This is a genomic window from Exiguobacterium sp. s132, assembly GCF_018617235.1.
GTDB lineage: Bacteria > Bacillota > Bacilli > Exiguobacteriales > Exiguobacteriaceae > Exiguobacterium > Exiguobacterium profundum.
This window is the reverse complement of the sequence record NZ_JACSJU010000004.1, coordinates 72,367-87,144: the sequence shown is the minus strand read 5'-3', so window position 1 is coordinate 87,144 and position 14,778 is coordinate 72,367. Positions and strand designations below refer to the sequence as shown.

The following is a 14,778-nucleotide window of genomic DNA, read 5'->3' as shown; positions in this document are numbered from 1 at the left end:
GACAATCCGAAACCTCTCTACTTAACCAAGCGATTTCGGATTGAATTTATTTATTGTAAACCCTTATAGCCAATGAAAGAAGCATTGCAAATTTAATATTTAATTTATTATCAATCAAAAGCTTTAAGGGTTTTTCTCCCCAAAACTTCATATCTTTTTTTCCCCACATCAACAATTACTTCATCCTGTTTTAATAAATGCTCATAAGGTTCTCCCTCATTTTTTATTGTTCTTAAAACTCTGTCTGGCTCATTAATCCGATTTAACATCTTATTCAATTCTTTTTCTTCTTTGTAAGTTTTTATAGTAAGAAATCTTCCCAAGTTTATTTCAAATCATACTGTAAAAAATAATAAAACACCAGGTTTATTCTTCTGTTAATTCTTTTATAAGCTTTGTTATATTCTTCATCGTTATTATGTTTTTTTCTATAATTAATTCTAATCGAGACCGTCTATCGAGTTGTTTCAAGTCGCACAAGTAAATGAAACCGGACCGACAGGGATCCCATCGTACGGTTTACATCATTTCGCAATCTATGTGAATGATATGCAAGAGGCGGCTCAGCGCTTTGAACGTGCGGGTGGACAGTTGTTATCAAAACCACACCCGTTAGCCGGCGTCGAAGACAATGGGGATAACCAAGGTGTATACGGGAAGGCACCGTGGGGGTCGCTCATCGAGCTGATTGCCTATCCGGACGGAATTGATTATCCTGCGTCGAGTGAACAGGAGCGTTGGACACCAGCGGAACATAAATGAGTATATACGAAAAGAATCGCCCTTTCTCAGGCGATTCTTTTTTCAGTCCGTCTGTTTCCGGTTATACATCACGACACTACCGACGAATGCAGCAAGCGCCCACGCCGTAAGCAAACCGAGCTCTAGCCCGACGGCACCGAAGTTCGCACCGTCGTCCACTTGATGAGCTACATCAATCAAGAGCACGTTCGGTAAATACTCAAGCACTCCGATGATGGCGAAACGGTCTTGTAGTGGTAACAACATCGGTGAGAACGAGAAGAAAAAGAACGGCAACATGACAATCAATGAAGCTTCCATGACCGTCTTCGTCATCAAGCCGAACATCGTTCCGATTCCGATATAAAAGAATGTCGAGACGATGAGCGCGAGGGCAATCACAGCCAGATTTTTTGGAGCGTAATCCATCAAAAATGACGAGGCTACGATGAGGATCATCGTCGTCACGAACGTGAGGGCACTCTTTCCGAGCAAGATGTCGAGCGTGCTCGCTGGGGACAACATGAGCCCGCGAAGCGTGTTTTTCTCCTTTTCTTCGGCGATCAACGCACATTGTACGAAGATGGCCACGAGGCTAAACGTGATGTTGATGACGAAGTACGTGATATCGACGCCGCCGTCACCGATTCGCGAATAGAAGACGGCGAAGAAGAGCGGCATGATCAAGGTCGACGAGACGAACAAGTTTCGAGACAAATCCTTGTAGTCTTTTTGGAAAATGGCGAGTGCACGTTTCATTGAAAAAGTCATGATAATTTCCTCCCTGTCACTTCGATAAAGATATCGCCGAGTGTCGGCTCATTGGAATGGATCGACGCGATATTTTTAGCACGCATCTGTTTATGGAGCCAGTCCGCGCCTTCGTCGGTTTGCGTCACTTCATGCGTCTGACCGTTGTTCAATTCAACTCGCATCGATCCCGTTGCATATTTCCTGCGCAATACGTTCGGGGCATCGAGCAGTTGAATCGACCCTTGATGTAAGAAAGCGACACGATCACACAGCTCCTCGGCTTCTTGCATATCGTGCGTCGTCAGAAAGATGGTCGTTCCATTTGCTTTCAACCGTTCAATCCCTTTATAGATATGTCGAGAGTTGACGGGGTCGAGAGCCGATGTCGGTTCATCTAGAAACAGGAGCTCTGGCTCATGAAGAAGGGCGCGTGCGAGCGTCACCCGTTGCAACATCCCTCTAGAGAGTTTGTCGATGCGCTTCTTCCGTTCCCCGCTGAGGTTGACCATGTTCAATACTTCATCAATCCGAGTCTTCGGTTCATCATAGAGGTCGCAATATAAGCTCAGGTTCTCTTCTATAGAAAGTCGTGTATACAGACCACTATTGTCCGTCAACACGCCGATGCGTTTACGGTACTGTTCTTGTTTCAGGTCAGCGACCGGCACGCCGAAGACAGTAGCATCACCGGCCGTCTGTGCGAGTTGTGACGTCAAGATTTTTATCGTTGTCGTCTTTCCAGAACCACTCGGTCCCAAGAAGCCGAACACTTCTCCTTTTCCAACTGTAAACGTCACATCATGTAACGCTTCCTCGTTCCCAAACAATTTCTTTAACCCGTTCACTTGAATGATTGGTTCCATTCCCGTTCCTCCTTGTCGATGTCGTCTTACTTGCTTCTATCGTATAAGGAATGGGGAAAGGCCGCACTGAAATGGCGATAAATGGCGCTTATCAGGAGTTGAATGAAGCGAATAGAACTGTGAATGGAGACTATTTGAGCCCCATCATCGTCTTCAATTCTGCCATTTTTGTCTTGGATAACGGAATCGTTGTCTTCTCTGAATCATCCAAGATAAGACTGAAGCTATTTTTCGTATAGGTGATGACTTCGCGCACACGTTGTAAGTTCACAAGATATGACCGATGGCAGCGGAAGAAACCATACGGGGTCAAACGCGTCTCGAGCTCGTTCATCGTGAAGACGCTCGGGAACTGATCCGATTGACTATGTAAAATCGATTGTCCGTCCTGACTTTCGATGAAGTCGATTTCAGGAGGGTCGAGTAAGATGATTTTTTCGTTCACTTTCGTCGGAATCTTCTCGAAACGGACGTGGATAATCTCAGATGAAATTTCCGAATCACCTGCATCTTCCGGTTCCACATCTAACAGGCGCAAGTGACGATGATCAATCCGATAAACGGTCGATGTCATGAAGAGCGCACTTTCCATGTTGCTCGTCAACACGAGGACGGATTTTTGTCTCGACGTTAATGTCTGTAACGTATCGCGTAAAAGGTGTCGTGTTTCTTGGTCCACGTCTTGGTCCGCTTCTTCAAACACATATAGGTCACGGTCTTGGAGAAGCAGCGCGGCGTACTGCGTGCGTCTGACAAGGGAACGATTGAGACGGTGGAGGCGGTGCTTGCGATAAGTCGTGAGTTGGAGTTGCTGCATCACCGATTCGACTGATTCGGATGAATCATAAAGACGCTTGGTGAAGCGTAAATACTCCTCGATGGTGAGTCGATCGTATAAACCGTCCCGGATGGAGAAGAGAGACATCGTTGAAGCGTGGTCGATGTTCCCGGTATATGTCGAGATCTCCTGACTGATGAGACCGAAGATGATTTCTCGGGAAATGACGCCACAGTGGATAGCTGCTAACTCACCTGGTTGAATCGAAAATGAAATGTTTTCGAGAATAAGTGTGTCTTGTTGGCGCACCGAGACGTTTTGGAAAGTAAGCACCGAATCCCTCCCTTTTTAGTTGGAGTATAACATTTTACAGAGAAGGGCTTAAGAGGAAGATGATTAAACATGAAAGTTACATCTTTTGGTAAAATAAGATACATGACGAATTAGTGAAGGGAAGTGACTCATTTAATGGATAAGCAATTCGAAGAGATGCAGACACGCGTGTTCGAGTTAGAATCTCAAGTTGAAATGCTTCAATCCCTTCTACTTCGAGTGATTGAGCAAGATTCAATACTACATAATCAGTTAAAAACTGAATTAGAATATGTCTTATTAAAGCATGATTTACCAGTCGGAAAGAGACATGACGTTTCATTTTTTCTGATTCGTCTCGAAAAGGCGTATTAGTTTGAAAACAAAATACCAACGCTGATTTCATTTCATGAAGAATTGAAACAAGTGCTTGAATTAGAGGAGTTATCAGAAGAGGTTTCCATTCGATTGATTCAAGAGTATGTAAGACGTGGAGTTTTTACTGTGGGGAACATGATTAAATATGAAAAGTGAGGATGTGGAGTATATGAACGAAGTACAACGATTAATGGATAAAGTAATTGAATTTCGAGATGAGCGCGACTGGGCGTTCCATCATAACCCGAAAGACTTGGCGTTATCGTTATCACTTGAGGCGAGTGAGCTCCTTGAGGTATTCCAATGGGTGTCGAGTGAAGAAGCGCTTGAGACGAAAAAGATGGAGATGAAAGAGGAGCTTGCTGACGTGTTGATTTACGCGTTGACATTCGCTCATGCTGCTGACATCGATGTTTCAAAAGCGATTGAAGACAAGCTTGTGAAAAACGCAGTTAAATATCCGAGTCCGCAAAAATGAATGAGGAGTTCTATATCAACATTCCATCCGATCGATTTATGATTCCTTGTCATTTAATGGGGCCTCATTTCTCTCCTTGCGCTGCATCAGAGAAAACAGGTATTCAATTTTATAAGCAAACGGAAGTTGGGGAAATTGAGCATATCGGAAAACGTAAAGAAATCGCTAAGGTAGGTCATGCGTCGTTTGAACCACCACTTGAATTTCAGCAAATGGAAAATCCGTATATCGGACTTTTTTGGATGATTGACACTCTGGCAGAACATATTGATACCCTTCGCTCTTGTGGAGCCGATGATATCTGGATTGATTTGGGTGTGGTCTCTCACTTAGATGTGAAGTTAGAATTTGAACCAGATTTCTTGATGAAGCTTGCGAACTTAAAGATTCCATTTTTGATTAGTGGATATATAGAAACTGCTGATGAATAATAGCAATACGAAAAATATGAGTGACATCTGTATACTTTAAAGCCAGGTTATGAATAAAAAGAAGTACAATCCATCAGGACTGTACTTCTTTTTATAACACATCTTTCATGACCTCATTTGTCGTCTGAATTGATGCAAATTCTTCATTCAAACTAGCGAGCGACACGTCATGGATGACCGCTGCGGGAATCCATGCCCCACTGATCGATTGACGATCGAACGTCGCTGTCGCATCGGAGACAACAATCGGATTGAATCCCAAGTTTCCTGCCATCCGTGCGGTCGTCTCGACACAATGGTTCGTGATTAATCCGGTGATGACGATTTGTGTCGCACCAAGTGATTCAAGTCGTTCCTGTAAGTCCGTTCCGATGAAGGCGCTATTCACCTGTTTCGTTAAGATGACATCTTGTTCACGAGGTTGAATGAAGTCTTGAAACAAATGGCCATCTTTTTTGAAATAGAAGAGTGAGGTCGGAACGTTCGTGACATGTTGGACATAGATGATTGGTTGATCATGATGTTCCCACGCTTCAATCAACCGTGCGATATTCTCTTCGCATTTTGGATTGTTGCGGTTTCCCCAGCTTGGATCATGAAAGGCTTGTTGGACATCGATGATGAGTAATGGAACGACTGTCGTTTGCATGTTGATTCCCCCTTGAATTGGATACTTCAAGTGTATGCAACGGAGGAATATAGATACATAGAGGTTTTACGGAAGTTTCAGCGAATGACTTTAGAAAGAACGGATTATGTATCGTTTCACTTTAATTTTGAAAGGTGAATGCCAAATGGATGAAATAGATCGCCATATTCTTGAATTGATGCAACAACAAGCCCGAATCTCGATGACCGAATTAGGACGACAGATTGGATTGTCTACGCCTGCTGCGACAGAACGGGTGAAGCGACTCGAAGAACGTGGAGTCATCACAGGCTATCGGGCTGTCATCAATCCTGAAAAGATGGACAAACACGTGACCGCCTTTATTCTTTATGACACCCATCGTTGTGAGGCGTTCCGTGAATTTTGTCGTCAACAGCCGTCCGTGATCGAATGTCATCGCTTAGCCGGGCAGTACAGTTACCTCGTCAAAGTGGTAACGGAAAACGTGCGCACATTAGAGACGTTCATCGACGAATCGATGGAATACGGTCGTCCCTCATCTTTGATAAATCTATCTTCACCAGTATCATTCAGACCCGTTTTATGAAAGCGATGGAGTGACTTTTAACAGTGAGAGTGATTGCGAGCTAGTAAAAGAGAATAGATGAAATTTTTTCAGTACAAATTGATTTTTAATCAAATGAAAAGGAGGGGGACACGATGTCGCACGATGAGCGTTTACGAGAAATAACTAAGGCTCGCCTACTTACGAACCGTATTAATGTCATGTTATCGCTCATTCTTTTGTTAGGGGGATGGATGATGTGGTGGTTTGGAGAGTTCTTTCTCATTCAAGTTCTCTTGGGAATCCTTTTGCTCATTCCACCTCTTTTGATGGTTCATATGTGGAGACGTACCCGAATGTTGCTTCGTTTCAATGAAGCGATGGAATATCAACGTATAGTTTGGTCGGAGTTCATTCTTGCGCTGGTTGTCGTCTGCATATTGATTGGAATTGCAACTACGATCATCCTAACCGAATCATTTAGCTTATCGACTGTTCCACTCCTGGTCATGTTCGTCACGGCCCTGATGTCTAGACACGTTGATCAGCGGATGAAGCAAATCGACCCTGAACATGTGACGTACGCAAATCTCGCTCGATATCAGACGAAACGCAGCTAACCGAAGTCAGCTGCGTTTTGTGTTCGAATCTAATTGTTGTTCGATGTGGTCGAGACGTTCGATTAATACTTGTATCTGCTTCGAACGTTCACGTTCCATGAAGAGTTGCTCGTCTGCTCGTTTCTCAGAACGTGCCACGACATTGCGAATCCACAAAATACCGATGATTAGTACAGCGATTGGAAAAATCGTGAAAATGAGTCCGAATAAAAAGACCATGATGAAGTTCATATACACATACCTCCTTTTCTGCGTCTTCATTATACTTCCAAATATAACCTGTTTGAAAGGGGGAACCGTGGCATTTCAAATCCGACATGCATAAACTAAAAAAAGGAGTTCGATACATCATGACGTTTACTACATTTCAACGAGTCGGTACGTATCTATGAAACGGCCGACCCGACTTGGTACGGACGATGCGGGTTATGTCATCAACCAGACGTCCATCCATCATATACAGCCTGAGTTTGAAACTGTCCTTTTTAAAGCAATCGAATTGGTGAAAGAAGCATTCGATGAACAGCTACACAGCATATATCTTTATGGAAGCATCGGTCGCGGGACAGCTGTTGCTGGGCAATCGGATTTAGATTTGACGGTGCTCGTGCATGAGGATGTCGATGCGACAGAATTGGTGGAGCAGACGGAGCGATTGCTAACGCAACATCCGGAAGTCATTAAAATCGATTATGACATCGGGCGTCTCGATGTGGCGCTGGATCCGGCGAATCGTTTTGAATGGGGCTTTTGGCTAAGACATCTTTGTACATGTGTGGACGGGGAAGATGTCTCGATTCAATTCCCGCGCATGAAGCCGGATGTTCGTGTGAGTGAGGCGTTGAACCAGGACTTGATTTCTTCAATTAAAACAGCCAAGTCGAAATTGCTTCGTGGACAGATGTCTCATCTGGAGAAACGCTCCATCGTGAAGCGCGTCATCCGAGGTTGGTATTTGACGATCAACGTGAAGGACGAGAGTTTTGCATCGACTGTAGAAGCATGCTTGGCGATTCTAAAACTCTATTTCTCGGAAGATCCGCGAGTAGAGCAAGGAGAAGCACTGTTGAGACAAGATGAAATCACAAATCAACAGCTTCTAGACTATTTGAATGAAATAGATTGGATTTAATGATGTCGCTCCTCGATTGGGATATATCCGTTCGGTCGTCTTCGCTTCACGTCTGTGTCAAAGAAGAAATAAGGGACATATAAAGCGCTTGATACGTACGTAATGATGACAAATTCGATTGCGGTCGAACATTGAATGAGGTCGAATAAAAATAGAGACCATATGGGATATGAAACGAGACACATCGCCACAGTCATCCGACCCTTAGTTTGAATAAAACGGTACAAAATGCGCATCAATACGATATAAGGGAAGAATAGATAATAGAACATATTTTTCAATTGATGTCGTCCTTTCTTGCATATGTAAAACCATCTAACTCAGTATAATCGAGGAGAGACGGACGACAAAGGAGAATTTACAATGAAATCAATCGCCATCATTGGAGCTGGTATCAGCGGGCTTTATGCTTTAATCCAACTTCATCAAAAGGGATATGACGTCACCATCTTTGAGGCTCGTGATCGTATTGGTGGTCGTATCTTGACGAAGGACGGTTATGACCTCGGACCGACATGGTATTGGCCGGATACGGAGAAGACCATCTCTAAACTCGTGGATACACTCGGACTCGAGTCATTTGTTCAACATACGACAGGACACATGGTGCTCGAACGTCAAACGACGACCGCACCGGAACGACATGTGTTACCGGAAGAAAGCATCGTCTTATCCAAGCGTTTAGTCGGTGGGATGACGAGTCTGGTGGAAGCTCTGCATGCGAAGTTGCCCGATGACATCGTTCGGCTTGGGCATCGCCTGACCTCGATCGAGCGACAGTCGGACCGAGTCCAACTGACGTTTCAAAATGGTTCGGTGCATCACACGGATGACGTGATCCTTGCGATTCCACCCCGTCTCGTTGCGGAAGTGGCAATTGAACCGGCATTGTCAGCGCAAACGCGAAAAGCGCTCAAAACGACTCCCACATGGATGGCTTCTCAGGCGAAAGCGCTCATCGTATACGAGACACCGTTCTGGCGAGAAGAAGGTCTGTCTGGCTTTGGGATGAGCTGGGTCGGTCCACTTCAAGAGATTCATGACGCTTCTCTGATAGATGGACCAGGTGCGCTGTTCGGATTTTTCCGTCTGTCACCGGGAGAACGGGAAGCGTTAGGAGAAGGACAAGTAAAGACGCGCGTCATCGAACAACTGGAGAAGCTTTATGGTCCGAAAGCGAATGACTTCTTGCGATTTCATTATATGGACTGGTCGACAGAATCAGAGACAGCGACATCTGACGACTTCCTGCCGCTCACGGCATTCCCGGCTTACGGTCCGATTGAGCTCGGAGACCGTCTCCATTTGATTGGTTCGGAGACGGATGCGCAGTTCGGGGGACATATCGAAGGGGCATTGCGGTCGGCGAATCGAATCGTACAAGGGTTGGTATAACGAAAAAGACAAATCGTCCGACTAGCGGCGATTTGTCTTTTTTATTTGAATTTCTGAATCATCAACGCGAGCGAACGGTTGATCATCTTCATCTCGTCATCCTCAAGGACGGAGAACATCTCTTCAGCGAGGCGCTCTTCAATCGCATCGATTTGTTTCGAGTACGCAAGGCCGTTCGGACCGAGCCGGATGAAACTTTCCCGAAGGTTCTCGGGATTCTTTTCCCGCATGACGAAATCGCGTTGCTCGAGCACTTTGAGCACTTGACTGACAGCACTTTTGGAGATGGACATCTTCGTCGCAATCTCTGTCGTCGTCCACGTCTCTTGACGTTTGAAGAGAAGCAACATCTGTTCTTGTTGATAGCTCAGCTCGAACTCGTTCAGTTCCGTGAAATATTTCGTGAACAGCAAGTCGAGCTCATCGATTTGGCGATACATCGTGAGGACTTGTTGCTTTCGTGTTTCATTCAACGTGTCATTCATCCTTTCTTTACGGTGTCCGCCGGAACGTTTCGCTCCGAAGATATAAGAGGACACCACACACTAATCCGATTATACCAAATGCCAATAAGAGCGTTTGAATCGGCACGGACAAGGCAACAAGCACCGATAGGATGGCGAACGCAATCGGTTCAAGGCCTGAGGCGGCGAGCGACATGATGCTCATGACACGGCCGATTTTGTCAGAGTCGCTTTGTTCCTGCATGATGGTGACCGTCGGCAAGTAGACGAGCATGATCATAAACCCGCTCATAGAAGCCGCGACCGCGAGAAGCGGAATCGATTGGACTTGCGTGTAGAGGAAGAAGGCGCCGAGTGTCAGGAATAGGGCGCGGAAGACGAAGCGTCCACGATGAACCGACCGTAACAATAGAATCAGGAAGCTTGCAACAAATGTCCCGACAGCGAGCCCGCCTTCGATGATACTCAAATCAAATGCTGTCCCTCCGACTGAACCAACGAGAATCGGGATACTCATGATGAGTGGTCCCATGACGAACAAGTTGACGATGGCAATGGCGAACGTCCCACTACGTAACACAGGTGTCTGCGATACGTAACGAATGCCCTCTTTCAAATCAAGGAGTACATCTTTCGCTGAGAGTGGAGCGACCTCGGGAATGTTGTCTTGAATCAGACGTGGCATGATCAAAATCGCGGAGAGGAAAATCAATGCAGCCGACGTGCCGAAACTGAGACCAAAACTTCCCCACGTCAGTAGGATCCCTGCAAGGAACGGACCGATGACGAACATCAACTCGAGCGACCCTTGGAAAAGGGAGTTCGCCCGTTGCAACTGTTGACCTGATACGATTGAAGGCATAAGTGATGACAGTGCCGGGTAAGACATGCCATCTAAAAGACCAAATAATACGGAGATGATCAAGAGGGCTGTCACCGAATACGCATCAGCAAAATGGAGCGAGACGACAATTAACATCAACACGCCTTGTCCGATATTCGTTAAGCATAACAAGCGACTCTTTTGGAATCGATCAGCGAACACACCGCCGAACACCATCATGATGACACGCGGCAACGAGACCGCCGTCAAGATAATTCCGAGGAGTGCCGGTTGCTTCAACACGTCGATCGTCAACCATGAGACGCTCAAGAAGAAAATCGAAAACCCTAGCGTGAGCGTCATTCCGGATAACCAAGTGAATACGAACCGAGTATTCTTCAATAAATTCATATTAATAACCTCTTACTTCCATTCTTCAACATATAGTTAAGTTAACTAAACTATACAGCGAGAAATTCATATCGTCAAGAAGCATGACTTTGGTACGAAAATGTAAAATAACGGAACTTTTCTCATGTTCATCTCGTATAGTGGAATAAGAGGTGAATCAAGATGAATAAGCAAGAACGACTACATATAATCAAACAATCAAATCGAAAGCGACTTTTGCAACGACTTTTTCTAGCAATTCCAGCTGCTCTCGCGGTCTACTTTTTAATACGAACGGACGGGAATATTTGGGTTGGGTTCGCCATTATCGGCGGAGTGTTACTTGTGACTCGTTACTTCTTTTCGCATGAAGCAGAGACGATCAGTCAATTGTCGGAGCAAGAACAGGTGAAACGTGTTGTGATACTGCAGTATCATCTGGACTTCCTCTTTATCGCATTGCTAGGACTCGTCAATCCGCTAGCCATTCGAATCATGGAATGGTCTTGGATTCCAGCGGTTCTTATCGGTGGGACATTGCTTTATATCTTATGGTCTCAAGAGAAGCTCGATCAACAAATCCGCTGGCTCGATCCGGAGCAACCGACACGTCGCGAGATTCGACGATTCTGAAAGGATGAATGAGATGAATAAACAAGAACGGATTAATACGATTTATCGTTATCAACAGCGTTGGCTCTTTTGGAGAATGGGACTGGCAGCTCTTACCGGGATGTTCGTCTTTCTTGCACTTCAGTCTGACGGTGCGTCAAAGTATATCATTCCATTAGGGGTCACATTAGCAGGTATGTTGTTCGCCATCGGACGAGAGCGGCGCTTCGTCAGGAAGTTGACCGCTGTAGAACAAGCAAAGCGCATCATCGATTGGCAGTATGTGTCGGAGATGGGACTCCTCGTCTTGTTGGCAATTCTTTTCCCATTAATCGTCTTGATTAACTGGCCGGCATGGTCGCTTTTCGTCGTCTTCTTAGGCGGGGTCATCTTATTGCAAGTCGCACAGAAAATGCTCGACCGGCAGATGCCGCAGTATGACGAAGAACAGCCGATGCGCCGCGAAATCAAACTCGACTTCGTGAAAGACTGAGGTGATACCGTGGACAAAGCAGAGCGATTTGAAAGAATTGAACAGTTTGAGAAACGATATACTCGTCTCAACATCGTCGTGAGCGTAATCATGCTAGGCGTATCCATCTATTTTCTTTCGACATGGAGTCCGTATAGCATTCTTTTACCCGGTGTCGCACTTCTCTATACGACATGGCTTGAATGGAACAAGATGAAACTGCAGCAATCCTTCAACGAATCGACACGCTATCATCGATTGTTGCGGATTGATTTTACTGTCATGTTGATGAGTTTGATATGGTTTGTGATTTTGATTGGTTTGCATTTCAACGGAATCGATATCTTACCGTGGATGAGTTGGACGCTCCTGATTGGCGGACCGTGTCTCATATTGATTCCACTTTGGATTGATCGAAAACAGTCCGCGTTTGATGAGCACCACGTCACATCAGGCGAGTGGGCTCGGTCAAACCGGGAACGTTTGAAACATGCGTTAGATGATATTTCAAGGAAAGGTCGTAAAGATTCATGACAAAGAAAGAACGGATTCAAGTAATCGGAGGATATCGGCAGTCACGACAAACCCTTCACCTTTGGCTCACGGGAGCCCTCATTTTTTGTAACAGTTTTGTGCTCGGTTTTGATACATGGTGGATATGGGGAATCGGTTCGGTCCTCACGGCTGTCCTACTCATAGGGCTGACGATCAAAGAAGGACGTGTCTTACAGATTTTCACGGTGGGTCGAGGCATCCTACTGACAAAACGCTTATATCGCCTCTATTCCTACTGGATTGGAGCGGTCACAGCAGCGATTCTCTTCAGTCGTCTCCAGATTGCACCTGTCGCATGGGTCATCTTCGGTCTAGGCATCGTCATGTTAGCATGGACGCACTATCAGACCGTGCAACAATTGCGACAAGCCGACCCGGAGCAACCGACACGAGATGAGGTGACAAAGCACTACCGTTCGTATGAAAGGAGTACATATGCTGACGAAAGAAAAGCGAATTGAACAATTGCTGAAGCAAGATGACAGTCATTGGCGTTGGGGGTGGGGCATCGCCATCGCGACAATTGTGATGACGCTCGTGATTGCCACGCAGTCCAAACTCTACGCTCCACTCCTCGTCTTCATCAGTTTCTTTCCGTATCTCTGTTTCGAGTGGCGGAAAACAAAACTGCTCCTGACCTTTAACGAGGATACGCGTTACCAATGTCTGGTGTATACAGACTTTGGCATCCAGTGGCTCTGCTTCGTATTGACCATCAGCTTATTGGCTGCCTATTATGCCGACTCGTTGTCTCCCGTCGTCGCGATTGCCGGGCTGTTCGGAATCGGTGTGATGTCGATTCTGGCACCTTATGTCATCAATCGAAACTTACAATCACTCGATTCGCATCATGTACGAGGGAAAGAATTGCGTGAAGCGCGCGATCAACGCTTCCGTGAGTCCAAAACGAACACCTGAGAAGGGTTCGTTTTTTGTTTGAGGACATCGGTCCTTTTCTTCTTCGGTACGGAAGCGTAAGCTGACAATGTACACAGAACTACTAGAAGAATCGAGGAAGACATTCATGTTAGCTATTTTGATTGGATTGACGATTGGGATTTTATTGCCGATGCAGACGAGTGTCAACTCACGTTTGCGTCAGGTGGTCGGCTCCCCGTTCGTTGCATCTTTTTTATCGTTTACTGTCGGGACGATCTTTTTGTCCTTATTGCTTTTATTGACCGGACAGTCATTTGGATTTGACGGCTCGGTGATTCAGGAAGGTCCGGGTTGGATGTGGATTGGCGGACTGTTAGGGGTCTTGTTCTTAACGGGAAATATCTTGCTGTTCCCAAGACTCGGGAGTGTCCAGACGGTCATCATGCCGATTTTTGGACAGATTTTGATGGGGTTGTTGATTGACCATTTCGGTTGGTTCAATTCTGTCGAACACCCAATTACGGCGCTTCGTTTGTTCGGTGTCGTGCTCGTCTTGTTCGGAGTCATCGGAACGGTCGCTTTATCCGACTGGCTCAACCGCCGAAGAGGCAAGCTGGTCGTCTCCATGGAAACGGACACGGGGAATCTGAACCTGTGGCGACTGTTTGGGATTTTCACTGGGATGATGAGTGCCACGCAAACGGCCATTAACGGCTATTTGGGAACAGTGCTCGAATCGGCTCTGAAAGGGGCATTGGTCTCTTTCGTTGTCGGAACATTGGCGCTCTTACTCATTTTACTCGTCTCACGCCAACCCGTTCCGCTCGGTCAACTGAAAGGTCAACCGTGGTGGATTTGGCTCGGTGGGATCATTGGGGCGCTCTTCATCGGAGGAAACGTCCTCATCGTACCGATTGTCGGGACAGGAATCGCTGTCATCATCGTCATTGTCGGACTGTTATGCGGTAGCTTACTGATTGACCGTTTCGGTTGGTTTGGAGCGAAGAAGAACCCGGTCACTGGTGTGCAAATCATCAGTCTGATTGTCATGGTCATTGGAATTGTATTGATTCGTTTATCTTAAGGGGGGAGAACGATGCGAGGAGTGCTGTTCGCCATGAGTGGGGGATTCTTTCTCACGTTGCAAAGTGTCGCTAACGCCCGAATCAGTTCGCAAATTGGGACGTGGCAAGCGGCGACGTTGACACAATTCACTGGATTCGTCGTTGCGCTCCTCGTCATGTTGGCGTTACGCGACCGCACGTATGTCGAGATGCGTCACGTGAAGCCGCTCTATTTATCTGGCGGAGCGTTTGCGGCGATTATCTTATTCAGTAATATGACGGCCGTCCATAAACTCGGGGTCACGATGACAATCTCGTTGTTTCTCATTGCGCAACTGACGCTCGCGCTTGTCATCGATTGGCGAGGCTGGTTTGGAATGGTGCGCCGAAACTTGAACGGGATGCAGTTGTTTGGGGTGCTTATGATGATCGCGGGGGTCATCTTATTAAAATGGTAGGGGGA

The 14,778-nt window shown here is 46.1% G+C and carries 24 protein-coding genes; 15 read left to right on the top strand and 9 right to left on the bottom strand.

Annotated elements, in window-relative coordinates:
• Positions 1 to 110 precede the first annotated feature (110 nt).
• On the bottom strand, positions 111 to 278 hold the full coding sequence (locus tag KNO78_RS13925; protein ID WP_214691562.1) for a hypothetical protein: 168 nt from the start codon (positions 276 to 278) through the stop codon (positions 111 to 113).
• Positions 279 to 462: 184 nt separating this feature from the next.
• Between KNO78_RS13925 and KNO78_RS13920 the strand changes: the two genes are divergently transcribed.
• Positions 463 to 762: a VOC family protein gene (locus KNO78_RS13920; RefSeq protein ID WP_214691561.1), complete on the top strand. Its 300-nt coding sequence runs from the start codon at positions 463 to 465 to the stop codon at positions 760 to 762.
• 42 nt (positions 763 to 804) lie between these two features.
• On the opposite strand, the gene KNO78_RS13915 is transcribed toward KNO78_RS13920, so the two are convergent.
• The 3 genes from KNO78_RS13915 to KNO78_RS15695 all read right to left on the bottom strand — a co-directional run bounded on the left by KNO78_RS13915 (position 805) and on the right by KNO78_RS15695 (position 3,468).
• Positions 805 to 1,512 carry an ABC transporter permease gene (locus tag KNO78_RS13915; RefSeq protein WP_214691560.1) on the bottom strand — a complete coding sequence of 236 codons (708 nt, stop codon included), beginning with the start codon at positions 1,510 to 1,512 and terminating at the stop codon, positions 805 to 807.
• Entirely contained in the window at positions 1,509 to 2,357 is an 849-nt protein-coding gene (locus KNO78_RS13910) for an ABC transporter ATP-binding protein (protein WP_074034792.1), read from the bottom strand. The genes KNO78_RS13915 and KNO78_RS13910 overlap by 4 nt, the downstream gene beginning before the upstream one ends.
• Before the next feature lie 130 nt (positions 2,358 to 2,487).
• A complete protein-coding gene (locus KNO78_RS15695) occupies positions 2,488 to 3,468 on the bottom strand; it encodes a LytTR family transcriptional regulator DNA-binding domain-containing protein (RefSeq protein WP_214691559.1) in 981 nt (326 codons plus the stop codon).
• A gap of 135 nt (positions 3,469 to 3,603) precedes the next feature.
• Between KNO78_RS15695 and KNO78_RS13900 the strand changes: the two genes are divergently transcribed.
• The 3 genes from KNO78_RS13900 (at position 3,604) to KNO78_RS13890 (ending at position 4,734) form a co-directional block, all read left to right on the top strand.
• Entirely contained in the window at positions 3,604 to 3,822 is a 219-nt protein-coding gene (locus KNO78_RS13900; protein WP_214691558.1) for a hypothetical protein, read from the top strand.
• Between the two features lie 172 nt (positions 3,823 to 3,994).
• Positions 3,995 to 4,303, top strand: coding sequence for a nucleotide pyrophosphohydrolase (locus tag KNO78_RS13895; RefSeq protein WP_214691557.1), 309 nt, complete (start codon positions 3,995 to 3,997; stop codon positions 4,301 to 4,303).
• Complete coding sequence (locus KNO78_RS13890; RefSeq protein WP_214691556.1) at positions 4,300 to 4,734, top strand: hypothetical protein; 435 nt, start codon at positions 4,300 to 4,302, stop codon at positions 4,732 to 4,734. The genes KNO78_RS13895 and KNO78_RS13890 overlap by 4 nt, the downstream gene beginning before the upstream one ends.
• A 91-nt stretch (positions 4,735 to 4,825) precedes the next feature.
• Here KNO78_RS13890 and KNO78_RS13885 read toward each other — a convergent pair whose 3' ends face one another.
• Positions 4,826 to 5,383, bottom strand: coding sequence for a cysteine hydrolase family protein (locus KNO78_RS13885; RefSeq protein WP_214691555.1), 558 nt, complete (start codon positions 5,381 to 5,383; stop codon positions 4,826 to 4,828).
• 145 nt (positions 5,384 to 5,528) lie between these two features.
• Here KNO78_RS13885 and KNO78_RS13880 point away from each other — a divergent pair, with 145 nt between their 5' ends.
• Entirely contained in the window at positions 5,529 to 5,951 is a 423-nt protein-coding gene (locus KNO78_RS13880) for an Lrp/AsnC family transcriptional regulator (protein ID WP_074034785.1), read from the top strand.
• Between the two features lie 215 nt (positions 5,952 to 6,166).
• Positions 6,167 to 6,529 carry a hypothetical protein gene (locus KNO78_RS13875; protein WP_214691554.1) on the top strand — a complete coding sequence of 121 codons (363 nt, stop codon included), beginning with the start codon at positions 6,167 to 6,169 and terminating at the stop codon, positions 6,527 to 6,529.
• A gap of 6 nt (positions 6,530 to 6,535) precedes the next feature.
• Here the strand turns inward: KNO78_RS13875 and KNO78_RS13870 are convergent, their stop codons facing one another.
• The gene (locus KNO78_RS13870; protein WP_078146194.1) at positions 6,536 to 6,760 is read right to left on the bottom strand and encodes a hypothetical protein; all 225 of its coding nucleotides are present in this window, start codon (positions 6,758 to 6,760) and stop codon (positions 6,536 to 6,538) included.
• A 157-nt stretch (positions 6,761 to 6,917) separates the two neighbouring features.
• On the opposite strand from KNO78_RS13870, the gene KNO78_RS13865 reads away from it, so the two are divergent.
• Positions 6,918 to 7,661: a nucleotidyltransferase domain-containing protein gene (locus KNO78_RS13865; RefSeq protein WP_214691553.1), complete on the top strand. Its 744-nt coding sequence runs from the start codon at positions 6,918 to 6,920 to the stop codon at positions 7,659 to 7,661.
• On the opposite strand, the gene KNO78_RS13860 is transcribed toward KNO78_RS13865, so the two are convergent.
• Positions 7,658 to 7,942 carry a hypothetical protein gene (locus KNO78_RS13860; RefSeq protein WP_214691552.1) on the bottom strand — a complete coding sequence of 95 codons (285 nt, stop codon included), beginning with the start codon at positions 7,940 to 7,942 and terminating at the stop codon, positions 7,658 to 7,660. The genes KNO78_RS13865 and KNO78_RS13860 overlap by 4 nt on opposite strands.
• 82 nt (positions 7,943 to 8,024) lie before the next feature.
• Between KNO78_RS13860 and KNO78_RS13855 the strand changes: the two genes are divergently transcribed.
• Positions 8,025 to 9,056 (top strand): flavin monoamine oxidase family protein, encoded by a 1,032-nt coding sequence (locus tag KNO78_RS13855; protein ID WP_214691551.1) that lies wholly within the window; start codon positions 8,025 to 8,027, stop codon positions 9,054 to 9,056.
• 41 nt (positions 9,057 to 9,097) lie between these two features.
• Here KNO78_RS13855 and KNO78_RS13850 read toward each other — a convergent pair whose 3' ends face one another.
• Together KNO78_RS13850 and KNO78_RS13845 are read right to left on the bottom strand one after the other, a co-directional pair.
• Positions 9,098 to 9,529 carry a MarR family winged helix-turn-helix transcriptional regulator gene (locus KNO78_RS13850; RefSeq protein ID WP_074034775.1) on the bottom strand — a complete coding sequence of 144 codons (432 nt, stop codon included), beginning with the start codon at positions 9,527 to 9,529 and terminating at the stop codon, positions 9,098 to 9,100.
• Positions 9,530 to 9,548: 19 nt separating this feature from the next.
• Positions 9,549 to 10,754: an MFS transporter gene (locus KNO78_RS13845; RefSeq protein WP_214691550.1), complete on the bottom strand. Its 1,206-nt coding sequence runs from the start codon at positions 10,752 to 10,754 to the stop codon at positions 9,549 to 9,551.
• 162 nt (positions 10,755 to 10,916) lie between these two features.
• Here KNO78_RS13845 and KNO78_RS13840 point away from each other — a divergent pair, with 162 nt between their 5' ends.
• From KNO78_RS13840 to KNO78_RS13810, 7 genes are all read left to right on the top strand, one after another.
• On the top strand, positions 10,917 to 11,366 hold the full coding sequence (locus tag KNO78_RS13840) for a hypothetical protein (RefSeq protein WP_214685688.1): 450 nt from the start codon (positions 10,917 to 10,919) through the stop codon (positions 11,364 to 11,366).
• Between the two features lie 13 nt (positions 11,367 to 11,379).
• Positions 11,380 to 11,838, top strand: coding sequence for a hypothetical protein (locus KNO78_RS13835; protein WP_159563425.1), 459 nt, complete (start codon positions 11,380 to 11,382; stop codon positions 11,836 to 11,838).
• Between the two features lie 9 nt (positions 11,839 to 11,847).
• On the top strand, positions 11,848 to 12,351 hold the full coding sequence (locus KNO78_RS13830) for a hypothetical protein (protein WP_214691549.1): 504 nt from the start codon (positions 11,848 to 11,850) through the stop codon (positions 12,349 to 12,351).
• Positions 12,348 to 12,833 carry a hypothetical protein gene (locus KNO78_RS13825; RefSeq protein WP_214691548.1) on the top strand — a complete coding sequence of 162 codons (486 nt, stop codon included), beginning with the start codon at positions 12,348 to 12,350 and terminating at the stop codon, positions 12,831 to 12,833. Before KNO78_RS13830 ends, KNO78_RS13825 begins: the two co-directional genes overlap by 4 nt.
• Positions 12,808 to 13,290, top strand: coding sequence for a hypothetical protein (locus KNO78_RS13820; RefSeq protein WP_214691547.1), 483 nt, complete (start codon positions 12,808 to 12,810; stop codon positions 13,288 to 13,290). The genes KNO78_RS13825 and KNO78_RS13820 overlap by 26 nt, the downstream gene beginning before the upstream one ends.
• 106 nt (positions 13,291 to 13,396) lie before the next feature.
• Entirely contained in the window at positions 13,397 to 14,335 is a 939-nt protein-coding gene (locus KNO78_RS13815; RefSeq protein WP_251028370.1) for a DMT family transporter, read from the top strand.
• 12 nt (positions 14,336 to 14,347) lie between these two features.
• Positions 14,348 to 14,773, top strand: coding sequence for a DMT family transporter (locus KNO78_RS13810; RefSeq protein ID WP_214691545.1), 426 nt, complete (start codon positions 14,348 to 14,350; stop codon positions 14,771 to 14,773).
• Positions 14,774 to 14,778: the final 5 nt, after the last annotated feature.

Excerpts from the sequence above, each read along its gene's own strand:
- KNO78_RS13910 (WP_074034792.1), bottom strand. The coding sequence starts at position 2,357 with ATGGAACCAATCATTCAAGTGAACGGGTTAAAGAAATTGTTTGGGAAC.
- KNO78_RS13840 (WP_214685688.1), top strand. The coding sequence starts at position 10,917 with ATGAATAAGCAAGAACGACTACATATAATCAAACAATCAAATCGAAAG.
- KNO78_RS13915 (WP_214691560.1), bottom strand. The coding sequence starts at position 1,512 with ATGACTTTTTCAATGAAACGTGCACTCGCCATTTTCCAAAAAGACTAC.
- KNO78_RS13835 (WP_159563425.1), top strand. The coding sequence starts at position 11,380 with ATGAATAAACAAGAACGGATTAATACGATTTATCGTTATCAACAGCGT.
- KNO78_RS13810 (WP_214691545.1), top strand. The coding sequence starts at position 14,348 with ATGCGAGGAGTGCTGTTCGCCATGAGTGGGGGATTCTTTCTCACGTTG.
- KNO78_RS13865 (WP_214691553.1), top strand. The coding sequence starts at position 6,918 with ATGAAACGGCCGACCCGACTTGGTACGGACGATGCGGGTTATGTCATC.
- KNO78_RS13845 (WP_214691550.1), bottom strand. The coding sequence starts at position 10,754 with ATGAATTTATTGAAGAATACTCGGTTCGTATTCACTTGGTTATCCGGA.
- KNO78_RS13880 (WP_074034785.1), top strand. The coding sequence starts at position 5,529 with ATGGATGAAATAGATCGCCATATTCTTGAATTGATGCAACAACAAGCC.
- KNO78_RS13815 (WP_251028370.1), top strand. The coding sequence starts at position 13,397 with ATGTTAGCTATTTTGATTGGATTGACGATTGGGATTTTATTGCCGATG.
- KNO78_RS13855 (WP_214691551.1), top strand. The coding sequence starts at position 8,025 with ATGAAATCAATCGCCATCATTGGAGCTGGTATCAGCGGGCTTTATGCT.
- KNO78_RS13870 (WP_078146194.1), bottom strand. The coding sequence starts at position 6,760 with ATGAACTTCATCATGGTCTTTTTATTCGGACTCATTTTCACGATTTTT.
- KNO78_RS13885 (WP_214691555.1), bottom strand. The coding sequence starts at position 5,383 with ATGCAAACGACAGTCGTTCCATTACTCATCATCGATGTCCAACAAGCC.
- KNO78_RS13890 (WP_214691556.1), top strand. The coding sequence starts at position 4,300 with ATGAATGAGGAGTTCTATATCAACATTCCATCCGATCGATTTATGATT.
- KNO78_RS13895 (WP_214691557.1), top strand. The coding sequence starts at position 3,995 with ATGAACGAAGTACAACGATTAATGGATAAAGTAATTGAATTTCGAGAT.
- KNO78_RS13900 (WP_214691558.1), top strand. The coding sequence starts at position 3,604 with ATGGATAAGCAATTCGAAGAGATGCAGACACGCGTGTTCGAGTTAGAA.
- KNO78_RS13875 (WP_214691554.1), top strand. The coding sequence starts at position 6,167 with ATGTGGTGGTTTGGAGAGTTCTTTCTCATTCAAGTTCTCTTGGGAATC.
- KNO78_RS13820 (WP_214691547.1), top strand. The coding sequence starts at position 12,808 with ATGCTGACGAAAGAAAAGCGAATTGAACAATTGCTGAAGCAAGATGAC.
- KNO78_RS13825 (WP_214691548.1), top strand. The coding sequence starts at position 12,348 with ATGACAAAGAAAGAACGGATTCAAGTAATCGGAGGATATCGGCAGTCA.